Genomic DNA, 21,267 nt, shown 5'->3' with positions numbered 1-21,267 from the left:
GAAATGCCGCCGGATACGCCTTTTTGGTCGTTTCTTTGCCGCCATGAATTCTGAACCCTCGCTTCCCTTCGCCGATTTGCTGATTCTGGAGCTGGCCAGCGTGCTGGCCGGCCCGCAGGTGGGGCAGTTCTTCGCCGAGCTGGGGGCCACCGTCGTCAAAGTGGAGCCCCCGGGCGGCGACGTGACGCGCCGCTGGAAAACCGCCGCCGAGGCGGTCGAAACCAGCGTGTCGGCTTACTTCAGCTGCGCCAACTGGGGCAAGCAGTCGGTGGTGCTGGATCTGCGCACCCCCGCGGGCCTGGCCGCTGTCTACCGCCTGGCCGCCCGCGCCGACATTGTGCTGGCCAGCTACAAGCCCGGCGACGCCGAAAAGCTGGGGGTCGACTACGCCACGCTCTGCCAGCACAATCCGCAGCTTATCTACGGCCACCTCACCGGCTACGGTCCCGACTCGGGCCGGGCCGGCTACGATGCCGTGCTGCAGGCCGAGGCCGGCTTCATGCACCTGAACGGGCTGCCCGGCCACGCCCCGCAGAAAATGCCGGTAGCCCTGATTGATCTGCTGGCCGCCCACCAGCTCAAGGAAGGGCTTCTGACGGCCCTCTACCGCCGGGCCGGCACCGGGCTGGGCGCGCTGGTGCAGGTGTCGTTGCTCGACAGTGCCCTGGCTTCGCTGGCCAACCAGGCGGCCACGTTCCTGGTGACGGGCCAGGATCCGCAGCCGCTGGGCTCGGGCCACCCCAGCATCGTGCCCTACGGCACCGTGTACCGGGCCGCCGACGGGGTGGCGCTGATTCTGGCCGTGGGCGCCGACCGGCAGTTTCAGCTGCTCTGCGCGGCACTAAGCCAGCCGGCGTGGGCGGCGGATGAACGCTTTGGCACCAACGAAGCCCGCGTGGCGCACCGGGCCGAGCTGGAAGTGCTGCTGCACGCCCGCATCGGCGAGCTGAGTGGGACAGCCTTGCTGCAGGAGCTGGAGCGGCGGGGCGTGCCGGCCGGCGCGGTGCGCACGGTGGGCCAGGCGCTGACGCAGGCTGCAGCGGCCCCGATGCTGCTGCCTCCCGCGTCGGAATTTGCGCACCCGGGGCTGCGGACGGTAGCATTTCGCAGTCCGCAGTGGCCGTTGGCTGAAGCGCTGGCCGCCCCGCCGCGGCTGGGCGCGCATACGGCGGAATGACGGGCTGTGGGGGCGGGACAAAACCGGCGGCCGGGTAACTATTTTCGCGACTGTCCAGAAATCATGACCTGGTGCCAACCAGCGGCAGTGGGTCATCAGTTTTACACCCCCTCCAAAATTGATGACTCCCCATACGTCAGCTGGTATGGGTCATTATTTTTTTATATCCCCTCTAAAATCGATGACCTGGTGTTCAGGCTCCGGGTGGGCGGCCGCTGCCCGCGGGCTGGCGGCTCATTCCGAACCCGGCACCCGGAATATTTCGTACTTGCCAGAAGCGCCGCTCAGCGTCTGAACGGCCCGGCCGGCCGTAGCAAGCTGGCTTCTTCCCACCTGTTGCCTCACCTGTTGCCCCACCCGATGCCTCGTACCAAGCTGCCCACCAACCTGATTCCCCCGGCCTCCGATGCCGAGCCGACGCCGCTGCCGGAGAGTACGCCCGTGGTCGAAAGCTCCGCCGGGGCCACGGCTACCAACAACGAGCCCACGGCGGCCCCCGGCGCCCCCACCGCCGCCCCCGCCGACCGCCTCGACCAGATCTTCGAGGGCCTCAAGCAGAAGTCCATTGCCAAGCAGGCCATCTTCCGCAACACCCTCGAGGCCTTTGCCCTGCTGCGCCAGGTGTCGCAGGAGCTGGTGGTGGAGCTGAGCCGCAAGCTTTCCCTCCTCGATTCGAGCGTGCTGATTGAGTACCGCCCGGTGAACGACATGGAGTTTCACATCAAGTTCTCGGGGGATCTGCTGGTGTTCGTGATGCACTCCAACATCGTCACCTTCGCCGAAGACTACGGCCCCATGGGCTCCAAATACGTGGAGCAGGACTTCCGGCGGCGGTTTTTCGGCCACATCATGGCCTACAACTTCATGGCCGACAGCATCAAGTACCAGCGCCTGAACGACCCGGGCTACCTGGTGGGGCGCCTGCTGATCAACATCGAAAACCACTACTACCTCGAAGGCGTGCAGCAGCTGGAGCTGCCCGACAACGACATGGCCGACAACCTGCTCACCCCCGACATGCTGCGCCTGTTCGTGGAAAGCGCCATGATTGCCGCCGTCAACAACGATTTGATTGCCCCGCCCATGCAGGATATCCAGAAGATATCGGTCAAGCAGAAGCTCGAAAACCAGCAGGTCAGCCGGGGCAGCAAAGTGGGCTTCAGCTTCTACACCGAGCAAAAGCACCCCGTCAGCATCGACGGCCTGACGTACTGAGCCGGGTTGCCTGCCGGGGCAGCTAGGGGTAACGCGAGGCTCCGCTTCGCGAGACGTTGAACGATGGCCGTCACGACGGGGACTATGCCTCGCGAAGTGGAACTTCGCGTTACTACGAAAGCCCCGGCGTTGGCATACGTCGGGGCTTTGTGCTTTACTTGAGGATAGTTACCTCGCACGGGACGAACTGCGGCCTTCGCAGTGACAGCAGCCGCTTACCGCGCGGAGTAGCCTACTTTCTCGCGCACCTTATTCAGCACTACGCTACCGTAGGCCTGGGCTTTGCGGGCACCTTCGGCCAGCCTGGCATCCAGCTCGGGCAGGTTGCGCAGGTAGAAGTCGAACTGCTGGCGCTCGGTGGCAAAGCGGCGCAGAATCAGCTCGTACAGCTCTTTTTTGGCGTGCCCGTAGCCGTAGCCGCCGGCCAGGTAATTCTGGCGCATGGTGTCGGTTTCGGCGGGCGTGGCCAGCAGCGCGTACAGCTTGAAGGTGATGTCGGCGTCCGGGTTCTTGGGCGCTTCCAGCGGCGTGCTGTCCGAAATAATGGTCTTGATGGCTTTGAGCAGCTCCTTTTCGGGGGCGAAGATGTCGATGATGTTGCCGTAGCTCTTGCTCATCTTGGCCCCGTCGGTGCCGGGAATGGTCATCAGCTCGGCGTCGACGCGGGCCTGGGGCAGCACCAGGGTGTCGCCGTAGCGGGCGTTGAAGGCGGCGGCAATGTCGCGGGCAATTTCGAGGTGCTGAATCTGGTCCTTGCCCACGGGCACAATCTCGGCGTCGTAGAGCAGAATGTCGGCCGCCATGAGCACGGGGTAGGTAAACAGGCCCGCATTCACGTCGGACAGCCGGTCCGACTTATCCTTGAACGAGTGGGCGTTGGCCAGCATCGGAAACGGCGTGAAGCACGAGAGATACCAGGTCAGCTCGGCCACCTGCGGCACGTCGGACTGCCGGTAAAACAGGTTTTTCTCGGTGTCGAAGCCGCAGGCCAGCCAGGCAGCAGCCACCGCGTAGGTGTTCTGCCGCAGCAGCTCGGCGTCGCGCACGGTGGTGAGCGAGTGCAGGTCGGCAATGAAGTAGAGCGAGTCGTGGGCCGGGTTTTTCGACAGCTCGATGGCGGGCAGAATGGCGCCGAGCAGGTTGCCCAAATGGGGCCGGCCGGTGCTCTGGATGCCGGTGAGGATGCGGGACATGGTTGGTTTTTGGTTGTTCGTTTGTGGTTTTTGGTTTGTGGCTGTTGGTGCAGTCATTAGGTCCAGCGACCAAAAACGTATAACCAAAAACCAAAAACCAGTTCTACACGCTCACGTCGGCCGCTGCTTCCTGCTGCAATTCCACGGTTCCTTCCTTGCCCAGGTACCGGTCAATCAGGAAGTGGGCGAGGTAGAGCACGGGGGTGAGCAGAATAGCGGCGGCGAATTTATACCAGTAGTTGGTGTTGGCCACGTCCAGCACCTGGGCGAAGGACCAGTTGCCGAACACGTAGAAGGCTACGTAGAGCACCACGAAGCTGTCGACGAGCTGGGAGACGAGGGTGGAGCCGGTGGCCCGCAGCCAGATGTAGCGGCCGTTGGTAGCGCGGCGCAGGAGCTGAAACACGGTGGCGTCGAGCACCTGCCCGATGGCAAAGGCGGTGAGCGAGCCGGCAATGATGCCCAGGCCCTGCCGGAAAATCATCTGGTAGGCGAAGTCGATGTTGATGGCACGGCCCTGCGGGTCCTGGCTGTTCACATCGAGCCAGAACTGGGCCGGCGGCAGCTTGGTGGTGGCGTAAATGACGAGGAAGGCAAACAGAATCAGGGCCGCCGTCAGGTAGCTCACCCGCAGCACGCCGGCCTTGCCGAAATACTCGTTGATGATGTCGGTAGTGACGAACACCACGGGCCAGATCAGCACGCCCGCCGTCAGGTTGTCGGGCCGCCCGATCAGCGGCAGCAGCGAAAAAATCTTCACCCCGATAATCTCGGCCAGCAGCGCGTTGACGATGAAAATGCCGCTGAGAACGAGGTAAAGCTGGGTTTTCTTGTGTTCGTAGGTTTTCAACAAATGAGAACTTAGAAATGAGGGCTTAGAACTTAGAAAAGAGACTGGTGGCAGAACAGTCTGAGTTCTATGCTCTCCCCTCTAAGCTCTACTTCTGGACCTTACTCCGGAATGCTGACCACCTTGCCTTCCACGGCCAGCTCCACCGACTCGAAGACGGCCCGGGCCTCGTGCAGCAGGGGTTCCAGGTCGCGGTAGCGGGAGGAGAAGTGGCCGATGAGCAGGCGCTTGACCTGCGCCTGCCGGGCCAACTGGGCTGCCTGCCGGGCGGTGGAGTGGTGGGTGGCCGCGGCCCGCTCACGCAGGTCGTCCATGAAGGTGGCTTCGTGATAGAGGAGGTCTACGCCCTGCACCAGCTCGGCCAGGCTTTCGGTGTAGACCGTATCGGAGCAGAAGGCGTAGCTGCGCGAATGATTCGGGGCCGTGGTCACGTCGAGGTGGCGCACCAGCATCTGGCCCTGCTCGTCGCGCACGTCGTCGCCCTGGGCCAGCTGGTGCAGCTGGGCGGGGGTGAGGCCGGCGGGCAGCCGGGTTTTGTCGAGGTGGCGGCGCTTGGGCTTTTCCCGAAACAGGTAGCCGCAGCACGGAATGCGGTGGCGCATGGGCAGCGTGTGCACCGTCAGGTAGCGGTCTTCATATACCAGCGCGTGCTGCTCAGTGTCGACTATGGTAAACTCCAGGGGAAAGGAAAGCTGGGTGTGCGACACGCGAAACTGGGTGGTCAGCATCTCATCCAGGCCGGCGGGGCCAAACAGGCACACCGGCTCGGTGCGGCCCTGCAGGTGCATAGTGCCCAGCAGCCCGAACAGCCCGAAAAAATGGTCGCCGTGCAGATGGGATATGAAAATGGTGTTCAGGCGCTGGTGGCGCACCTTGTATTCCATCAGCCGCCGCTGGGTGCCCTCGCCGCAGTCGATCAGGTAGGAGTGCGGGCCCACGCTCAGCACCTGCGCCGTGTGGTGGCGGTTGAGAAACGGGGTGGCAGAGGCACTGCCCAGAATTTTCAGCTCAAACTCCATAGGATGGAAAAAGCCACAAGCTAAAAGCTGCAAGCTGCAAGCCTTTGCTCTGAGGGCCAGCCAACAGAACGAAAGAGCTTGCAGCTTGCAGCTTAGCGCTTATGGCTAAGGGAAAAAGCTATTCTTTGCTGGTCAGGTCCCGCTCGATGGCGTGCAGGAAGATGCGGTCGATACCTTCCTCCACCGTGGGCAGAATGTGCAGCACCGACTCGAGCTTGGAGATGGTGATGAGCTTCATCACGTGATCCTGCAGGCCGGTGAGTACCAGCAGGCCGCCGGTCGAGTTGCACAGACGGTTGGCAATGAGGATAGAGCTCAGACCCGACGAATCCGTGTACTTCACGTTCTGCAAATCCAGGATCAGGTTGTTGATGCCTTCCGCGTTCAACTTCACGAATTCCGATTTCAGATCAGGCGCAACGGTGGTGTCGAGCTTCTTCTCGTCAATGGTGATAATCGTGTAAGTTTCCTTTTTATCAATCGAGTACTTCATACCGTCTGTGGTGTCGGAGTTTTTAAGGGAGTTGCGAAGGTAAGAAAAAAAATATTCGGGTGCGGAGTACGCCGGACGACCAAGTTAGGAGAAAATTCCGTGAATTCAGCGGCCCGAAATACCGGCCACTCCGAACGTCAGCGTAGCCCAGGTGCTCTGCCAATCCGCCGTTTTGAGGTCGGTGGCCGGTTCCATCCGCACGGTGCTCACCATATAACTGCCAGCGCCGTTCAATCGAAACAACACGCGGCCGTTTTGGTTGCTGCGAAGTTTGCTGATTTGCGTGGGTTGGCCGGGCGTGCGCTGCCACACCTGCACCAGCGCGCCCCGCAGCGGCTGCCCATCGGCCAGGACCTGCACCGTGAGGGAGGCCCCGATTTTGAGGGCGTACGGATTCTGGTCGGGCACCAGCTCCAGCGGGTGGCCGGCCACGGCGCCGTACGTTGTTTTGGCAGCTTCTGAAGAAGGCGCGCCAACCTGAATCAGGGTTTTGGCGCAACGACGGTAAGCCTCGCGGCCGGGTTTGGCTAGCTCCTGGCGCTGTTGGCGCAGGGCCAGCACGTTATCGAGCCCGTCTTCTTTGAGGTAAGCATTAAACTTGCCGGCTTCCAGCTCGATGAAGGCATTGTTGGTGCTGAGGGCCACCATATGGATGCCCGGCTGCCGCAGCTCCACGGCGGTGTGCAGCGTGTCAGTTTGGCTGGCGGCTTTGGTCAGATTCAGGGTGTCGGTTGGGGTATACTGCACAAAGCTGGTGAGGCGCCTGCTCTTCCCGGCCCACCGCTCGCCGGTAAAGCTTTCGCCCACAAAGACGTGGATGTTCTGCCGGGTGCCGGGCGCCACAAAAAAACGGGGTGGCAGCAGCCAGAACTCGTGCGCAACGGCCGTGGCGGCCCCCGCCAGCAGCAGGATAAGGGCAATGCCAAACAAGGGTTTTTGACTCATAGCGGATGAAGGAAGACCAATCGGGAAGGCATTAATACCGTAGTTATTCGCGCCAAAGCCAGTGTTTGCCGCAGCTGTTCCGGAGCATCCTACTCCCGCTCCAGGGCCAGCGTGTACGCCCGGTCGTAGTACACGCGCAGGTTTTTCCAGTCGTAGAGCTCGGCGGAGCTTTCCACGTTGTTGCGCTGCATGATTCGCTCCCGGCGGTTGAGCTGCACGAAGTTCCAGAGCATGTCGGTCAGCTCTTCCGCCGATTCCTCGAAGGTCTTTTCCTGGCGCTTCACCACGTAAATGCCCTTTTCCTCGTGGTCGGGCACGGTCTGCAGCACGTAGTCGCCGAAGCCCGACAAGTCGGAGGTAATAGCCGGCACGCCCCGGGCCACGCACTCTAACGGGGTGTAGCCCCAGGGCTCGTAGTAGCTGGGAAAGATGCCCAGGTGGCAGCCGCGCACAAACTGCCCGTACTCCATGCCGAACAGGGGTGAGGTAGGCGACACGAAATCGGGGTGGTACACGATTTTTACCCGGTCGTGCTGGTTGTTGACCAGATTGGCCCGGCGCAGGAAATTCAGGATGTCGTCATTCGCGTCATCGACCAGGTTGTGGGTGATGACGGGCGGCAGGTTGGTGGTTTTCCAGCTTTGCAGCGTGCGGCGGTAGCGCAGCTTCCAGTAATCGTCGACCATGCTGCCCAGGTCGGGCAGGCGGTGGTCGGTGCCGGCGGCGGCGGCGTAGAAGAGCCGCTCGCCCACCTGCCGCTCAATGGCCTCGCAGGTAGCCTGCACCTCATCGAGCACGGCGCGGCTTTGCAGCACCTGCGGATTGATGCTGTGAAAGGGCCGCTTGGTGATGAAAAACATGACAACCTGACCTTCCATGCCGCTTTGCTGAATGCGGTGGTTGAGGCGGGCCAGCGCTTCCAGGGTCAGGTCGAAGCCCTTGTTGTGGTACTCGTAGCGGCCCGAGGTAAACAGGTAGAGCGTGTTGTCGAGGTCGAAGGAGTAGCTCTGGAAGAAGTGGGCCATCACAAACTCGTGAATCTTGGCCTTGTACTGCTGGTGCAGGTTCTGAAACTCGTGCAGGGCCACAAACCGCTCGATGTTGAGTCCGTTGGGCAGCACCGCGTCCGGAATCCGGTCGAGCAGGTAGATGCACTCGCGCACGGTCAGCTCGCTCACGGTGGTGAAGACGTGGCTGCCGTGGGCCGCGGCCCGCTCGATGCGCACGGCGGTTTCGATGTTGAAGTGCACTGCTTCGGCCGCCCAGTTCACCTGCATCAGGTGGTCGTAGAAGTTGGGGTCGTTCATGGCCAGGTAGCGGCCCAGCAGCGTGGCGTGGGTGGTAAAGACCAGGTGCACCGGCACCTGCTCGCGGCGCAGGGCCGGAATGGCTACGCCCGTCATCCACTCGTGGAAGTGGCCAATCACGCGCTGGGGTGGGGTGACCTCGGCCGTCAGCGTCTGCAGAAAAATCTTCGCCAGCAGCCCAAACGCCTCCACCTGGTGCAGCAAATCGTCGGTGTCGGGCGTCGGAATGCCGTGGTGCTCCCACAGGTCCGACTTGATGCTGCCCAGCTGGTTATAAACCTGATACGGGTTGATGAGCACCGTGCGGGGGCGGCCCGTGACGAGCCAGACGCCGTACTGCACGTCGAAGCCCTGGGCGCGCAGCTGGCGCACGGCGCCGGCAAACGGGTCGTCCTTGCGCAGGTGCTCCAGCTCGTACTCGTCGATGGGCTCAAACTCGCCCTGGGCCTGCTGGGCGAAATAAGGCCCGAGCAGGCAGTACCGCTCGTCCCAGACCTGCACCGTGGCGGGCACTTTCGAGCGGATAACGGTGTAGATGCCGCCCACCTGGTTGCAGACTTCCCAGGCCACCTCAACCAGCAGGGCATCGGGAGCAACGGGATTCGGGACGGAAGCGGGAACTTGCATGCGGGGAGTTTTGGCGTGGAGCGGCAAGATATGGGAGCCAGCCCGATTTCACACACTGGAAAGNCGAAGCAATTATTGTTGCCAGCGCCTGACAACAATAATTGCTTCGCCCCCATAATTATTGCCAGCTGACGGGCAGGCACGCCTGCTATCGGTTTGCCCCGGCCGGAAACCGGGCCGGCTCAGGCGTCCTGCGAAATAATCAACACCGAGTACGGCGCCAGCCCGAAGGCGGCGTGGAAGGGCTGCCCGTCGTACTCGCCCTCCTCGGCCTCGGCCGTGGTGCTTTCGAAGTTGCCAAAATCCTGGTCGTAGCCCTGCCAGTCGGAGTTGAAGCGCACGTGCCAGCGGCCGGCGGCCGGCAGCCCGATGGTGTAGCGCTCGTGCGAAACGTCGGCAAAGTTGGCGACGATGATGGTCTCGTCGCCGGGGCCGCCGGCGTCCCAGCGGCGGAAGGCCAGGGTTTTCTGCTCGTCGTTGACGTGAAATACGTCGGTGTGCTGGCCCGTGAGGCCGCGGGTGGTGCCGGGCAGGTTGCGGCGCAAAGAAATAAGGTCGCGGTACAGGTGCACGAGGCCGCGCAGGTCGTCGGCGCGCTGCCACTGCAGGGGCTGGTCGTCGGAGAAGTAGCCGTCGGCCAGAAATTCCTGACCCTGAAAAATCATCGGCACGCCGGGGGCGGTAAACACCAGCGCGGCGCCCAGGGTGGTGCGCTTCTTGGGAAACCACGAAGCCGCTTCGCCCGGCATGATTTCCTCGGCCACCCGGCTCTTGCCATTGGCCACCTCATCGTGCGACTCGGTGTAGATGATGCGCTGAAAAGCGTCGTCGTTGTAGCGCTGCCCCAGGGTTTGGGCCACGGCCGCCAGGTTGCGGTCGGCATCGTGGGGCGCGGTGAGGGCGTCGCGCAGGATGTTCACGAAGGCGGCATCCCACTGCGAGGCAAAGCCCTGGCCTTCCTGGTCGGTGGGGCGGGTGATGTACTCATTGCCCTGCAGGTCCTCGGCGATGGTGATTTTCCAGGGCATGCGCGCCTGAATCTCCTCGTTGATCCACGTCATCAGGCTCCAGCCGTCGGGCAGGTTGCGGCTGGGGTCGTCGGTGCCGTCCACGTTGCGGATGTGGGAGATGGAGTCGCAGCGCAGGCCGTCCACGCGGTAGTCTTCGAGCCACATCACAGCATTGTCGCGGATGTAGCGGCGCACCTCGGGGCGGCTGTAGTCGGGGCGGTTGTGGCCCCAGGGCGTTTCGGCCCGCCAGTCGTTGTAGAAGTAGATGCCGCCGCCCTCGTTTTCCTGCCAGCCGTCGAACTGCCACAGGTCCAGGTCGCCGGGGCCGAAGTGGTTGTAGACCACGTCCAGAATGACGGCAATGCCGTGGCGGTGGGCCTGCTTCACCAGCTCCTTGAACGCCTGGGGGCCGCCGTAGTCGGTTTCGAGGGCAAACGGGTGCGAGGGGTTGTAGCCCCAGCTGCGGCCGCCGGGAAACTCGGTGGGCGGCATCACCTCAATGGCGTTGATGCCCAGCCCGCGCAGGTAGTCCAGCTTGGCTACCACGTCGAGAAAGGTGCCGGGCTGGTCGGCCGTCTGTGGGTTGAAGGTGCCCACGTGCAGCTCGTAGATGACGAGCGTGTTCCAGGCGGGCATCGCGAAGTGGTCGTCTTCCCAGTCGAAGTCGAGCGTGGGCACCACCGAGCTGCCGGCCGAGTGGGTGACTTCGCGGGCGTAGGGGTCGTTGCGGGTCAGCTCCCGGGCGCCGTTGCGGAGCCAGAACTTGTACTCGGTGCCGGGACCCTGGCCGGCGACGTCGGCGGCCCAGTAGCCGTCGGCCTCGTGGGTGAGCGGGTGGGCCTGGTGGTGCCAGTCGTTGAAGGGGCCGACCACGGCCACGGCCTCGGCGTGAGGAGCCCACACGCGGAAAGTGGTGCCGGCTGCGTGCGGAATGGCACCCATGCCGGCTTGCAGCGTGGGAGTAGGTAGGGAAGTAGTTTGGGGCATAGGGCAGCGGGAAATTCAGCGCGGAGCGCAACAGCTTTGGCCTACTAACTGCCCAGACCGAAGCGAGGTTATGGCGCGGGGCTGAACGGGCTGAAAATGAAGCAGTAAATAAGCCGGCCGGCCGGGCGGGGCGGCGTTGTCGGCGGGCGGCGGCGGCGGCGCAAACCGAGCTGAAATCGGGCCGGCAGATTGACTGGCGGGAATAAATAGCGGAGTTTTGTGGTTGTAAGCTGCCGCCGGTCCTGGCGGCGGCACCCGCCTGTTATTCCTAATTCCCCGCTGCCGTGCCCCGACCCAAACCCGTTGTTTTTGGCCTCTACGCCTGGACGCCCGACTACGGCTTCCGCTACATTCACCCCGCCAACCGCCGCACCTTCGAGTGGCTGGAGCCGGTGGGCAAGCTGTTCGAGAAAATAGATGAAACCGACGAGTGGATTCTGCTCCGCTACGACGAGCAGCAGTTCAAAGTAAGCGGCGAGCTGTTCACGGAATTGTCCGACAAGCCCGCCTTCAGCTTCGGCGACCTGGTGCAAGAAGCCCACCCCGAACCCGGCCGCGCGCCCCACCAGGGCCTGATTTCGGACGTGTACTGGGACGAAACCCGCCATGAGGCCCGCTTCCAGCTGGTAGAGAAGAAGCGCAAGCTCAGGCGCATCTTCGAGGCCGGGGAGCTGCGGTTTGTGTAAAGACGGGCCGGGCGTTACTTCAGCCCGATGGCAATGCCGATGATAACGGCCGCCACACCCACGGCCAGCAGCACTAGGTAGAGCGGAAACACGAACTTCCACCACTGGTCGAACCGCACGCCGCAGGCGACCAGCATGGCCATCAGGGCGCCGTTGGTGGGTGTGAGCAGCTCACAGAGGCCGGCCCCGTACTGGTAGGCCAGCACCGTCACCTGCCGGGGCAGCCCGATCAGGTCGGACAGGGGCACCAGCAGGGGCATGGTCAGCACGGCCTGCCCGCTCACGCTGGGCACGGGCAGGTGCAGGGCCGTGTGCACGCCCATCATGCCCAGCGCCGCCACCGTCACCGGTAGGTGGGCCAGCGGGGCCGACAGTGCCTGCACGATGGTATCGACGATGTGGCCCTGCTCCAGCACCACGAAGATGGCCCGGGCAAAGCCGATGAGCAGGGCCGAGAAGGCAATGTCGCGGAAGCCGGCAATGAAGCCCTCGGCGGTGCCGGTGAGGCCCAGGCCGCCCACCAGGCCGGCCACCACGCCCAGCGTGAAGAACAGCGCCGCCATCTGCTCGAAGTCCCAGCCCAGCTCCAGCACCCCGTAGGCAAAGTAGGCGAAGGTGAAGAGCAGCAGCAGCAGCACCAGCCCGTGCCGGCCCGCACCTTTGGTAGCTACGGTGGTGTCATCGGCCGCCTCGGGGGCCATGCGGTTTTTCTGGGCGTAGCGTACCGTACCCGCCATCCACAACCCCAGGGCCACCACCAGAAACACCATCCGGAACCCGCCGCCCGACAGCAGCGGCAGCTGGGCCAGCTTCTGGGCAATGCCCACCTGAAACGGATTCAGCGGACTGAAGGCCGCGCCCACGGCCGCCGAGCCCAGGCTGACGGCCACCGCCGTCAGGGGCGGGTAGCCGATGCGCCGCATCAGAATCAGCAGCACCGGCACCAGGGGAATGATTTCCTCCTGCATGTTTTCCAGCGCGCCCATGGTGGCAAACAGCACGGAGATGATGGGAATCACCACCGCCTCCCGCCCCCGGAACTTGTCGAGCAGCCAGTCGACGCCCCGGCGCAGGGCCCCGGTATGGTCGACCACGGTAAAGGCGCCGCCGGCCAAAAACACCAGGAAAATCACGCTGGCCGCATCGGCCAGGCCCTTCGGAATATCGACCAGGGCCTGCAGCGGGGTGACGGGCGTGGCGGGCACGCGGTGGTAGGAGCCGGCCACCACCACGTCGCGGCCGGTGGCGGCGTCGGCCTGGCGCGCAAACTCGCCGGCGGGCAGCACGTAGCTCAGCAGCATGGCCAGCAGGATGAAGCCGACCAGCAGCACGAGCGGGTGGGGAAAGCGGAACGTTTTCATGGGGCGAAGGTAAAAGAGCGGCCGCAGTATTAATATAATACGCCGCTTTGCCCGCTCACCCGCTGGAAAGCGGCCGCAAATAGTAAATACCGAATATTGTTTACCTCGCTTGGAACCAGACGGCTACGGCGCCGGGTTCTGCAGGCCGCCTATGAACCTACGCGTATTCAAAAAGCTCCCGATGGGGCAGCAAGCCCATTGCCTCACCTGCCACGGCGACTTCCTGGCCGAGCGGCGGGAAGACAGCTTCCGCCTGCATCTCTACGCCCTGGGCGACTTTTACGCCGAAGTGTGGCGGGTGCTGGATGAGGACCCCATTCTGTTTATTCACCTGTTTCAGCAGCCCGCGGGCCTGACCGAGTACCTGAAAAAGATTCAGCTCCCGGAGGTGTTCTAGCGGCCGCCGGCCACCGGTTTTGGTTTGGCGCCGGGCTCCCGGTCGAAGCGCTCCAGCACCAGCGGGAAGATGACCAGCTCGCCGTAGAGGGCGCCGATAATGGCCAGGGCGGTCAGGGCCCCGAACAGCTCCACGGTTTTCAGCGAAGCCAGCAGCATCGACGAGTAGCCGAAAAACAGAATCACGCTGGTCAGCACGATGGTGGGGCCGATGTGGGTGAGCGTAGTCAGGCGGGCCTCGGCCGGGGAGAGGCCGGCCCGGCGCCGCTGCCGGTAGGCGTAGATGAAGTGGATGGAGTCGTCGGTGCAGAAGCTGAGCACGATGGCGGCAATGCTGGCCGTGGCCGTATCCAGGGGAATGCCCAGCCAGCCCATCAGGCCCAGCAGCACGAGCACCGGAAACAGGTTGGGCAGCACCGTGAGCACCGCCAGCCGGAAGTCGCGGATAAACGCCCAGGTCAGGGCAAATACCAGCAGAAACGACCACAGCAGGCTGTTGGTCTGGGAGGCGGTGACGTAGCGGACAATGCCCGAATACATGGGCTGGTAGCCGGCCGGCTGCACCGTGGCTACCGGCCCCAGCGTGGCGCGGGCCATGCCCAGCACCGAGTCCATCTTGGCCGTCAGCTGCCGCGCCGAAAGCATGGTGCCCGAAATGGTGATGCGCCCCGTGCCGCTGGGCTCGTGCACAAACTGGCGGGCCAGCGGGGCATATTCCGGGGTCAGCAGCTGCCGGTGCACCGCGTTCAGGGCACCCTGACTGGCCAGCAGCCGGCGGGCTTTGCCCTTGGCCTGCGCCTCCAGTCCGCCCTGGTATAAAGACTGAAACCCGAACACCCGTCCCACGCCCGTGAGCGTCTGCACCGAGTCGGTGAAGGCGGCGGCGGCCTGCACCACGGCGGTATCGTGGAGGGTGTGCCCGGGGCGGGGCCGGACCAGCAGCTCCAGCGGCATGTAGGGCCCCCAGGTGGCCTCAATGGCCTGATGGTCGCGCACCACGCGGTGGTCGGCGGGCAGGTAGCCCAGCGTGTAGGTGTCGGTGCGCAGCCGGGTGGTGCCGACGGCGAAGGCGGCAATCAGCAGCAGGGAAAGCGCGGTAAACAGCCGCTGGCGGGCCAGCAGAAACTGGTAGAACTGCCCGACCCACACGCTGGCCGCCGCGGTAGCCCTGGGCGCGGGGCGGGTGTGGGGCAGCAGCAGCACGCCCAGCAGGTAGGTAAACAGCAGGCAGAAGAAGATACCCAGGGCCGCGAAGACGCCGAAGGTCTGCAGGATGGCCATCGGGCTGGTGAGCAGGGCCAGAAACCCGGCCACGGTGGTCAGCATGGTGCTCAGGCAGGGGTAAAACACGTTGCGCAGCGTCTGCAGCGTGTCGGCCAGGGCCGGGCTGCCGGGGCGGGCCAGCAGGTTGCGCTCGTTGATGACGTGCATCGAATCCATGATGCCGAGCAGAATAATCACGATGGGCAGCAGCACGGTCATCAGATTCAGGCGGTAGCCCAGGGCCCCGTAGATGCCGAAGGTGAGGTAGGTGCTCAGGGCCACGATGCCCAGCGTGTAGAGCAGCAGGCGCAGGTTGCGGTAGAGCCCCAGAAACACCCCGAACATGAGCAGGTAGCCCAGCCCCAGAAACAGCCCGAAGTCGTGCTGCGACAGCGCGTTGAGGCCCGCGTACACGATGCCCACGCCGCCCAGGTAGGCCTGCGCGGGCGAAAAGTGGGCGTCCACCACCCGCTGCACCTGGGCCAGCACCTCGGCCCGGCGGTTGTCGAAGTCGGGCAGGTTGCGCAGCTCCACCAGAAAGCGGGCGCTGCGGTAGTCGGCACTGAACAGCTGCCCGCCCAGCGTGGGCCGGTCGTGCAGAGCGGCGCGCACCTGGGCCGCCCCGGTCCCGGGCCCCAGCAGCGGGCGGGCGGAGGCGCCGGTCAGGTCGCGCCCCGGCACCCGCGCATTGCCCGGCCCGGTCACCGACTGCACCGTCGGCAGGGCTTCCAGCTGCCGGGTCAGGGCCCGGAACCTGGTGAAATAAGCGGGCTGCAGCAGCGTTTGCGGGTCGTGGACTACCAGAATCACCACCTCGTCGTTGCCGAAGCGGGTGCGGAAGTCGGCGTAGGCCCGCAGCGCCGGGTCGTCTTTCAAAAACCAGGTAGCCAGGCTGTTGTCGACGGCGGTGGCGGCCCGGGCGCCGGGCCAGAGCAGCACGCAGGCCGTGGCCACCACCGCTAGGAGGTAATAGCGGATTTTATAGAGGATATTTACCATCGGCGGGCCCGCTCCGGGGCTTTCGTACTGAGCTCGTAATAACGCGGAATGAATCTGAAAAACCTGCTGGCTTACTTGAACGAGCGGTTTCCGGTGGTCAACATGGCCCTGTTTGCCATCCTGTTCCTGACCGTGTTTTCCGTGGCCGGGGCCGGTACGCCCGGCCCCGGCTTCGGCGCCCGGGAAGCCGTGGGCGTCCTGGCGACAATATCTTTCTTTTTCCGGCTGCGGGTGTTCGACGAAATCAAGGACTACGCCCTCGACGCCCGCCACCATCCGCAGCGGGTGCTGCAGTCGGGGCGGGTGAGCCTGCGGCAGCTGCGGGGGCTGGCCGCGGTGGGCGCCGGGCTGGAAGCGGCGTGGTCGGCGTACCTGGGCGGGCCGGTGCTGGTGGGCTGGCTGCTGGTGGTGGGCTACAGCCTGCTGATGCGCTACGAGTTTTTCGTGGGCCGCTGGCTGCAGCCCCGGCTGGTGCTGTACGCCGTCAGCCACATGCTGATTATGCCGCTGCTCATCGGCTGGCTGTGGCGGGCCTACAGCCCCGACTTCGGCACCGGCTCCCCCGTCTATACTTTGGGGCTGCTGAGCTTGCTGGGCGGGTTTTCCTTCGAGCTGGCGCGCAAGATTCACGCCCCCGCGGCCGAAAAAGACGGTATTGCCTCCTACTCCAAGTCCCTGGGCTTCGGCGGGGCCATCGGGGCGGTGCTGCTGGTGCTGCTGGCCGGCACGCTGGTGCAGGGCTATCTGCTGCGGCAGCTGCACGCGGCGGCCTGGCCCTTCGCGCTGCTGGCCGCGCTCTACCTACTCACGCTGCTCGTGTACGGCCTGAGCTGGCGCCGCCCCCACGAAAAGCGGCTCAAGGCCGGGGAGCTGCTGGTGTCGCTGTTTATGCTCAGCAGCTACCTGTCGTTGATTATTACCCTCAATTTTTAACCACCAGCCCAATGATCCTGCACGGCCCGAAACTGCCCGCCCGCGCCACCATTGGCGGCAAAGCCCGCGGCCTGTACCGGCTGCGGGCGGCCGGGCAGCCGGTCCCCGATTTCCTGGTTATCCCCGCCGAAACCTTCGAAACGGCCCCGGCCGCCGCGGCCGGGGAGGCGCGCCGGGGGCAGCTGGCGGCCACGGTGCTGAGCGCCGCCGACCAGGCCGCCATCCTGGCCGTGCTGGCCACCTGGGACTTTCCGGCCCGGCCGGTGGTGGTGCGCTCCTCCGTGGCCGACGAGGACGGGCAGCAGGCCGCCTTCCCCGGCATGATGGACTCGTTTATGAACCTGACCACGCTCCCGGCCGTGTGGGCCGCCGTAGCCGACTGCGCCGCCAGCGCCTACTCGGCCCGGGCCGTGGCCTACCGCCAGCAGAAGGGCCTGACGCCGGTGGCCCGGCCCGCCGTCATCATTCAGCGGCAGGTGCGGCCCCGCAGCAGCGGCGTGCTGTTTTCTACCTTTCCCGAATACCCCCAGGAGCTGGCCGTGCACGCCGTGTGGGGCTTCGGCGAAGGGCTGGTGGGCGGCCGGCTGGAGCCCGACGAGTTTTACTTCGCCAAAGCCAGCGGCCAGCTCCACCGCCATAAGATTGCCGCCAAGCCCGAGCAGCTGCTGGCCGCCGCCGGCCCCGGGCTGGCCGTGGCGCCGGTGCCGGCCGCAGAGCAGCAGCAGCCCTGCCTCACCCCGGCCCAGCTCACCACTCTGTTTGCGCTGGGCAGTACCCTGGAAACGGCTTTTGGCGGGCCCCAGGACGTGGAATTCGTGGCCGATGCCGCCGGGCAGGTGTGGGTGGTGCAGGCCCGGCCCATCACCCAGCCCATAGCCGAGGTGGTGGTCTACGACAACTCCAACATCCAGGAAAGCTACTGCGGGGTGACGACCCCGCTCACCTTCAGCTTTGCCCAGCGCGCCTACGCCACCGTCTACCGCCAGACCATGCAGGCGCTGGGGCTGCCCGCGGCCGCCATCCGGGCCCACGAACCGGTCGTAACCCAGCTGCTGGGGCTGGTGCAGGGCCGGATTTACTACAACATCAACAACTGGTACCGCGGCCTGCAGCTGCTGCCGGCCTTCCGCCAGAACAAGGCCGACATGGAGCGCATGATGGGCGTGCTCGAGCCGGTGGATTTTGTGGTGAGCCGCCGGAAAACCCTGGGCGAAAAAGTGCGGCTGCTGCCCCGGCTGGCCCTGAACCTGGGCCGGCTGCTGTGGGCCTTCCGCCGGCTGCCCCGGGCCGTGCCCGCCTTTCACGCCCGCTTCCAGCGCCACTACCAGCGCTTTTATGAGCTGCCGCTGGCCGGGCTGAGCGCCGCCGACATCTGGCGCGAAAAGGAGCAGCTGGACGCCGCGCTGCTGCAAAGCTGGACCACGCCCATCATCAACGACTTCTACGTGATGATGACCAACGGCCGCCTGCAGAAGCATCTGCGTCAGGCCGGCGTGGCCGAGCCCGAGGACTTCCTGGCCCGCTACCTGGCCGGCGACGCCCAGATTGAAAGCACCCAGCCCGTGCGCCACCTGCAGGCTCTGGCCACCCAGGCCCGCGCCCACACCCCGCTACGCCAGCTGATCCTGGCCTTGCCCCCGGACGTGCACGCGCAGACGCGGGCCCTGGCGCCGGAGTTTTTCGGGGGCGTGGAGGAGTTTATCAGCCGCTACGGCGACCGGACCATGGGCGAGCTGAAGCTGGAAACCCGCACCATGCGCACCGAGCCCGCCATTTTCTACCAGTACCTGCGCAACTACCTCGGCGAGGCCGCCCCCGGCGCGGCGCGGCCCGACACGCCCGGGCTGCACGCCGCGGCCGGGCAGGAGCTGGCCCGGCTGCTGCAAACCTGCTCCTGGCGGCTGCGCCGGCGGGTCAACCGTGGCCTGCCGGCCCTGCAGCGCGCCATTCAGTACCGCGAGTCGTTGCGGCTGGAGCGCACCCGGCTGTTTGGCATGTACCGGGCCGCTTATCTGGCCCTGGGCGAAAAGCTGGCGGCCACCCGCCGGCTGCCCGCGGCCCGGGACATCTTCCTGCTCACCGAAGCCGAAATTGCCCGCCTGCTCACCCCCGGTTCCGACCTCGACGGCCCCGAACTGGTAAGGCAGCGCCGGCAGGAATTTGCCCACTACGCCACCCTGGACGTGCCGGCCCGCCTCACCGTGCCCGCCCCGCCGCTGGCGGCGGAAGCCGTAGCGGCGCCGGCCGATGGCGTGCTGCGCGGCACGGGCTGCTTTCCCGGGGTGGTCAGCGGGGAAGTCGTGGTCATCACCGACCCGGGCGGCGACTTTCAGGTGACCGGCAAAATCATCTGCGCCCTGCGCACCGACCCGGGCTGGGCGGCGCTGTTTCCCACCTGCCGGGGCGTGATTATCGAGAAGGGCTCGGCGCTGTCCCACTCGGTTATTCTGCTGCGCGAGCTGGGCATTCCGACCATCGTCAACGTGCCCGCCGTGACCAGGCACCTGCGCTCCGGCCAGCAGATTATCCTGAATGCCGCCACGGGTGAAATCCGAATTGCTGCCGATGAAAAAGCCAGTTGAGCGGGTGCCGTACGCGGGGGAGCTGGCCCCGTATTTCTTTGCCATTGCCGACAAGGTGTACGCCCCGCAGCCGTTCCGGCCCGCCGAAAAGCCGGCGGCCGTGCAGGCATTATTCAGGCTGGAAGCGGCCCGCAACGAAATCATCCTCTACACCAACTACGAGGACCTGCGCCTGGTCGGCATATTCCCCGCGGACGGCAGTGATGCGTATTTCGGCTGGTGGGAAACGGTGGAGGATATCGGGCTCAACCAGGCTGCCTTTGCCCTGCTGCGGGCCGACGCCGCGCAGCGCGGCCGCCCGGCGCTGGTGGGGCCCATCAACTTCAACACCTACCACGACTACCGCCTGCGCCTGGGCCCCGCGCCTTCCTGGGGCCTGTTTGACCGGGAGCCCGCCCACCCCGACTACTACCCGCCGCTGCTGGCCCGGCTGGGCTTTGTGCCCCGCAGCACCTTCGAGAGCCGGCTGATCCGGCGCGAGACGGTGCCGGTGGTGTACGCCCACAAGGCCGACGCCCTGGCCGAGCTGCGCAAGCTGCCCTTCGAGTTTATCCCGCTCAACGAAGCCAGCTGGCAGCAGCACGAGGCCGAAATCTTTGCCCTGGTGCAGCTGATATTCGGCGCCAACCCCAACTACCGGCCCATTTCCCTGGCCCAGTTCCGGCTGCTTTACAACGCCGACTACGCCCGCAAGCTGTGCCCGCACACCTCGGTGCTGTTCCGCAGCCGGGAGTCGGGCGGGCTGGTGGCGCTGAGCTTCTGCCACCCCAACTACCAGCCCCTGCACCTGCCCGCCGGCACGGCGCCCGACTTTGCCCGCGACTACCCCCGGCTGCCCCGCAAGGTGCTGCTGGCCAAAACCGTGGGCGTGCACCCCGACTTCCGCCAGCGCGGCCTGATGGATCTGCTGGGCGCCTACGGCATGGTGCACTTCCGCGAGTACTACGAGGAGGTGCTGTTCTGCCTGATGCGCTCCGACAACTTTTCCCTGCACTTCACCGACGGCCTGCCGATGGAAACCGCCCGGTACGCGCTATTCGAGCACCGCTGGTAAGGCCCGGTTTGCGGCCGGCCCCGCGAGGACTTCAGCCTGGTCGAGGGTGTTGAAAAAGCTGTGAATAACCCGGGGCAGAAACGGGTAGGGGCTCACCGAGTGCGCCATCAGGTACATACCCAGCCGGTGCAGGCCAAAGTCGAGGGCGGCACGGTGGAAGTCGGCCCGGAAGGCGTCGGCATCGGCGTACTGGCCGGTGAGGGCGTGCAGAGCCTGGCGGTAGTGCTCGAGGTACACCGGGCGCAGGTGGTAGCGGTCGGCCTCCAGCACGAAGCAGAGCAGCTCCACCACGTCGTACTGCGGCACGTGGTAGGTGGCCAGCTCCCAGTCGTACACGCAGAACTGCAGGCCTTCGGGGCCGGGGCGGAAGCAGGTGTTGCGCGGGTTCAGGTCGTTGTGAATCAGGGTGCGGGGGCGGGTGGCCAGCGCGGCCCAGGTGGCGGGAATGGCTTCAATGGCCTGCCGCAGCTGCCTGACCCGGGCCGGCGGATACAGCGCCGGGGCGTGGGTGGCGGCGTTGCTCAGCAGTGCCGACCAGAGCGGGCGCAGCTGCTGCATATACGCCAGGGAAGGCAGGTCGGGCCAGGCCGGCGGGGTGGTGGTGAGGTGGCGGGCGTGCCAGGCCGCCAGCTGGGTCAGCGCCGCCCGCAGGTGGGCGTCGGTCCACTGCGCGGGGGCCATGACCGAGTTCAGCAGCTCGGTGTTTTCCAGGTATTCCATCAGCACCACGTACACCTGCTGCTCCTCGTCGGCGTGCAGGCCCCAGAGCCGCGGGGCCAGCGCGGCGGTAGTCAGCGGGTACACGGCCAGCTCGCGGTGGTGGGTGTGCTGAAAGCCGCTCAGGTTTTGGTAGTTCGGGTACACGGCGGCCAGCTCGCCCCCGCAGGCCTGGGCCAGAAACGCCAGCATGCCCGCTATTTCGCGGCCGTGGGGCTTGATCTTGAGCAGCAGCCGCCGGGTCTGCGTCTGGCCCGCCACCTCCAGGTCTACCTCCAGCCCGAAGTGGCCGATGGGGCGGCCGCTGTGCCCGGCGGTCAGCGTAGCCAGGATGCTGGCCGAGCTGTCGACGGCGAAAGGCCGCACGGCCCGCACCCGGATGTTGTGCTCCGGGGCGTGCCGGCGCATGAGCGGCTCCAGAAATGCGACGCTGAGATACGGGGAGGTTTCCAT

17 protein-coding genes are annotated in these 21,267 nt (G+C 65.4%); 7 read left to right on the top strand and 10 right to left on the bottom strand.

What is annotated here, in order from left to right; all coding sequences use genetic code 11:
• Positions 1-43 precede the first annotated feature (43 nt).
• Positions 44-1,177 (top strand): CaiB/BaiF CoA transferase family protein, encoded by a 1,134-nt coding sequence (locus tag ABD842_RS08795; RefSeq protein WP_345112661.1) that lies wholly within the window; start codon positions 44-46, stop codon positions 1,175-1,177.
• A 360-nt stretch (positions 1,178-1,537) separates the two neighbouring features.
• A complete protein-coding gene (locus ABD842_RS08790; protein ID WP_345112659.1) occupies positions 1,538-2,392 on the top strand; it encodes a hypothetical protein in 855 nt (284 codons plus the stop codon).
• Positions 2,393-2,607: 215 nt separating this feature from the next.
• Here ABD842_RS08790 and trpS read toward each other — a convergent pair whose 3' ends face one another.
• From trpS to ABD842_RS08755, 7 genes are all read right to left on the bottom strand, one after another.
• Positions 2,608-3,585, bottom strand: a complete 978-nt coding sequence (trpS, locus tag ABD842_RS08785) for a tryptophan--tRNA ligase (RefSeq protein ID WP_345112657.1) — start codon at positions 3,583-3,585, stop codon at positions 2,608-2,610.
• 103 nt (positions 3,586-3,688) lie between these two features.
• Positions 3,689-4,438, bottom strand: coding sequence for a queuosine precursor transporter (locus ABD842_RS08780; RefSeq protein ID WP_345112655.1), 750 nt, complete (start codon positions 4,436-4,438; stop codon positions 3,689-3,691).
• A gap of 98 nt (positions 4,439-4,536) precedes the next feature.
• Entirely contained in the window at positions 4,537-5,454 is a 918-nt protein-coding gene (locus tag ABD842_RS08775) for a ribonuclease Z (RefSeq protein WP_345112654.1), read from the bottom strand.
• A gap of 118 nt (positions 5,455-5,572) precedes the next feature.
• Positions 5,573-5,947 (bottom strand): STAS domain-containing protein, encoded by a 375-nt coding sequence (locus ABD842_RS08770; protein WP_073111726.1) that lies wholly within the window; start codon positions 5,945-5,947, stop codon positions 5,573-5,575.
• A gap of 105 nt (positions 5,948-6,052) precedes the next feature.
• Entirely contained in the window at positions 6,053-6,892 is an 840-nt protein-coding gene (locus tag ABD842_RS08765) for a DUF4198 domain-containing protein (RefSeq protein ID WP_345112652.1), read from the bottom strand.
• A gap of 89 nt (positions 6,893-6,981) precedes the next feature.
• On the bottom strand, positions 6,982-8,826 hold the full coding sequence (locus ABD842_RS08760) for a glycosyltransferase (RefSeq protein WP_345112651.1): 1,845 nt from the start codon (positions 8,824-8,826) through the stop codon (positions 6,982-6,984).
• A 182-nt stretch (positions 8,827-9,008) separates the two neighbouring features.
• Positions 9,009-10,823, bottom strand: a complete 1,815-nt coding sequence (locus ABD842_RS08755; protein WP_345112649.1) for an alpha-amylase family glycosyl hydrolase — start codon at positions 10,821-10,823, stop codon at positions 9,009-9,011.
• A gap of 284 nt (positions 10,824-11,107) precedes the next feature.
• On the opposite strand from ABD842_RS08755, the gene ABD842_RS08750 reads away from it, so the two are divergent.
• On the top strand, positions 11,108-11,509 hold the full coding sequence (locus ABD842_RS08750) for a DUF6960 family protein (RefSeq protein ID WP_345112647.1): 402 nt from the start codon (positions 11,108-11,110) through the stop codon (positions 11,507-11,509).
• 14 nt (positions 11,510-11,523) lie between these two features.
• Here the strand turns inward: ABD842_RS08750 and ABD842_RS08745 are convergent, their stop codons facing one another.
• On the bottom strand, positions 11,524-12,870 hold the full coding sequence (locus tag ABD842_RS08745; RefSeq protein WP_345112645.1) for a YfcC family protein: 1,347 nt from the start codon (positions 12,868-12,870) through the stop codon (positions 11,524-11,526).
• 151 nt (positions 12,871-13,021) lie between these two features.
• Here ABD842_RS08745 and ABD842_RS08740 point away from each other — a divergent pair, with 151 nt between their 5' ends.
• Positions 13,022-13,267, top strand: coding sequence for a hypothetical protein (locus ABD842_RS08740; protein WP_345112644.1), 246 nt, complete (start codon positions 13,022-13,024; stop codon positions 13,265-13,267).
• Here ABD842_RS08740 and ABD842_RS08735 read toward each other — a convergent pair.
• Positions 13,264-15,528 (bottom strand): efflux RND transporter permease subunit, encoded by a 2,265-nt coding sequence (locus ABD842_RS08735; RefSeq protein ID WP_345112642.1) that lies wholly within the window; start codon positions 15,526-15,528, stop codon positions 13,264-13,266. The two genes, ABD842_RS08740 and ABD842_RS08735, sit on opposite strands and share 4 nt — an antisense overlap.
• A gap of 48 nt (positions 15,529-15,576) precedes the next feature.
• On the opposite strand from ABD842_RS08735, the gene ABD842_RS08730 reads away from it, so the two are divergent.
• Genes ABD842_RS08730 through ABD842_RS08720 form a run of 3 tightly spaced genes read left to right on the top strand, consistent with a single transcriptional unit; the run spans position 15,577 to position 20,097 of the window.
• A complete protein-coding gene (locus ABD842_RS08730; RefSeq protein WP_345112641.1) occupies positions 15,577-16,461 on the top strand; it encodes a UbiA prenyltransferase family protein in 885 nt (294 codons plus the stop codon).
• Positions 16,462-16,472: 11 nt separating this feature from the next.
• The gene (locus ABD842_RS08725; RefSeq protein WP_345112640.1) at positions 16,473-19,043 is read left to right on the top strand and encodes a PEP/pyruvate-binding domain-containing protein; all 2,571 of its coding nucleotides are present in this window, start codon (positions 16,473-16,475) and stop codon (positions 19,041-19,043) included.
• Positions 19,027-20,097, top strand: coding sequence for a hypothetical protein (locus tag ABD842_RS08720; protein WP_345112638.1), 1,071 nt, complete (start codon positions 19,027-19,029; stop codon positions 20,095-20,097). The genes ABD842_RS08725 and ABD842_RS08720 overlap by 17 nt, the downstream gene beginning before the upstream one ends.
• Here ABD842_RS08720 and ABD842_RS08715 read toward each other — a convergent pair.
• The gene (locus ABD842_RS08715; protein ID WP_345112636.1) at positions 20,077-21,267 is read right to left on the bottom strand and encodes an aminoglycoside phosphotransferase family protein; all 1,191 of its coding nucleotides are present in this window, start codon (positions 21,265-21,267) and stop codon (positions 20,077-20,079) included. The two genes, ABD842_RS08720 and ABD842_RS08715, sit on opposite strands and share 21 nt — an antisense overlap.

It is taken from the genome of Hymenobacter algoricola, from assembly GCF_039539525.1.
Taxonomy (GTDB): Bacteria; Bacteroidota; Bacteroidia; order Cytophagales; family Hymenobacteraceae; genus Hymenobacter; species Hymenobacter algoricola.
The sequence above is the reverse complement of the archived record's forward strand: the minus strand, read 5'-3'. Positions and strand labels throughout refer to the sequence as shown.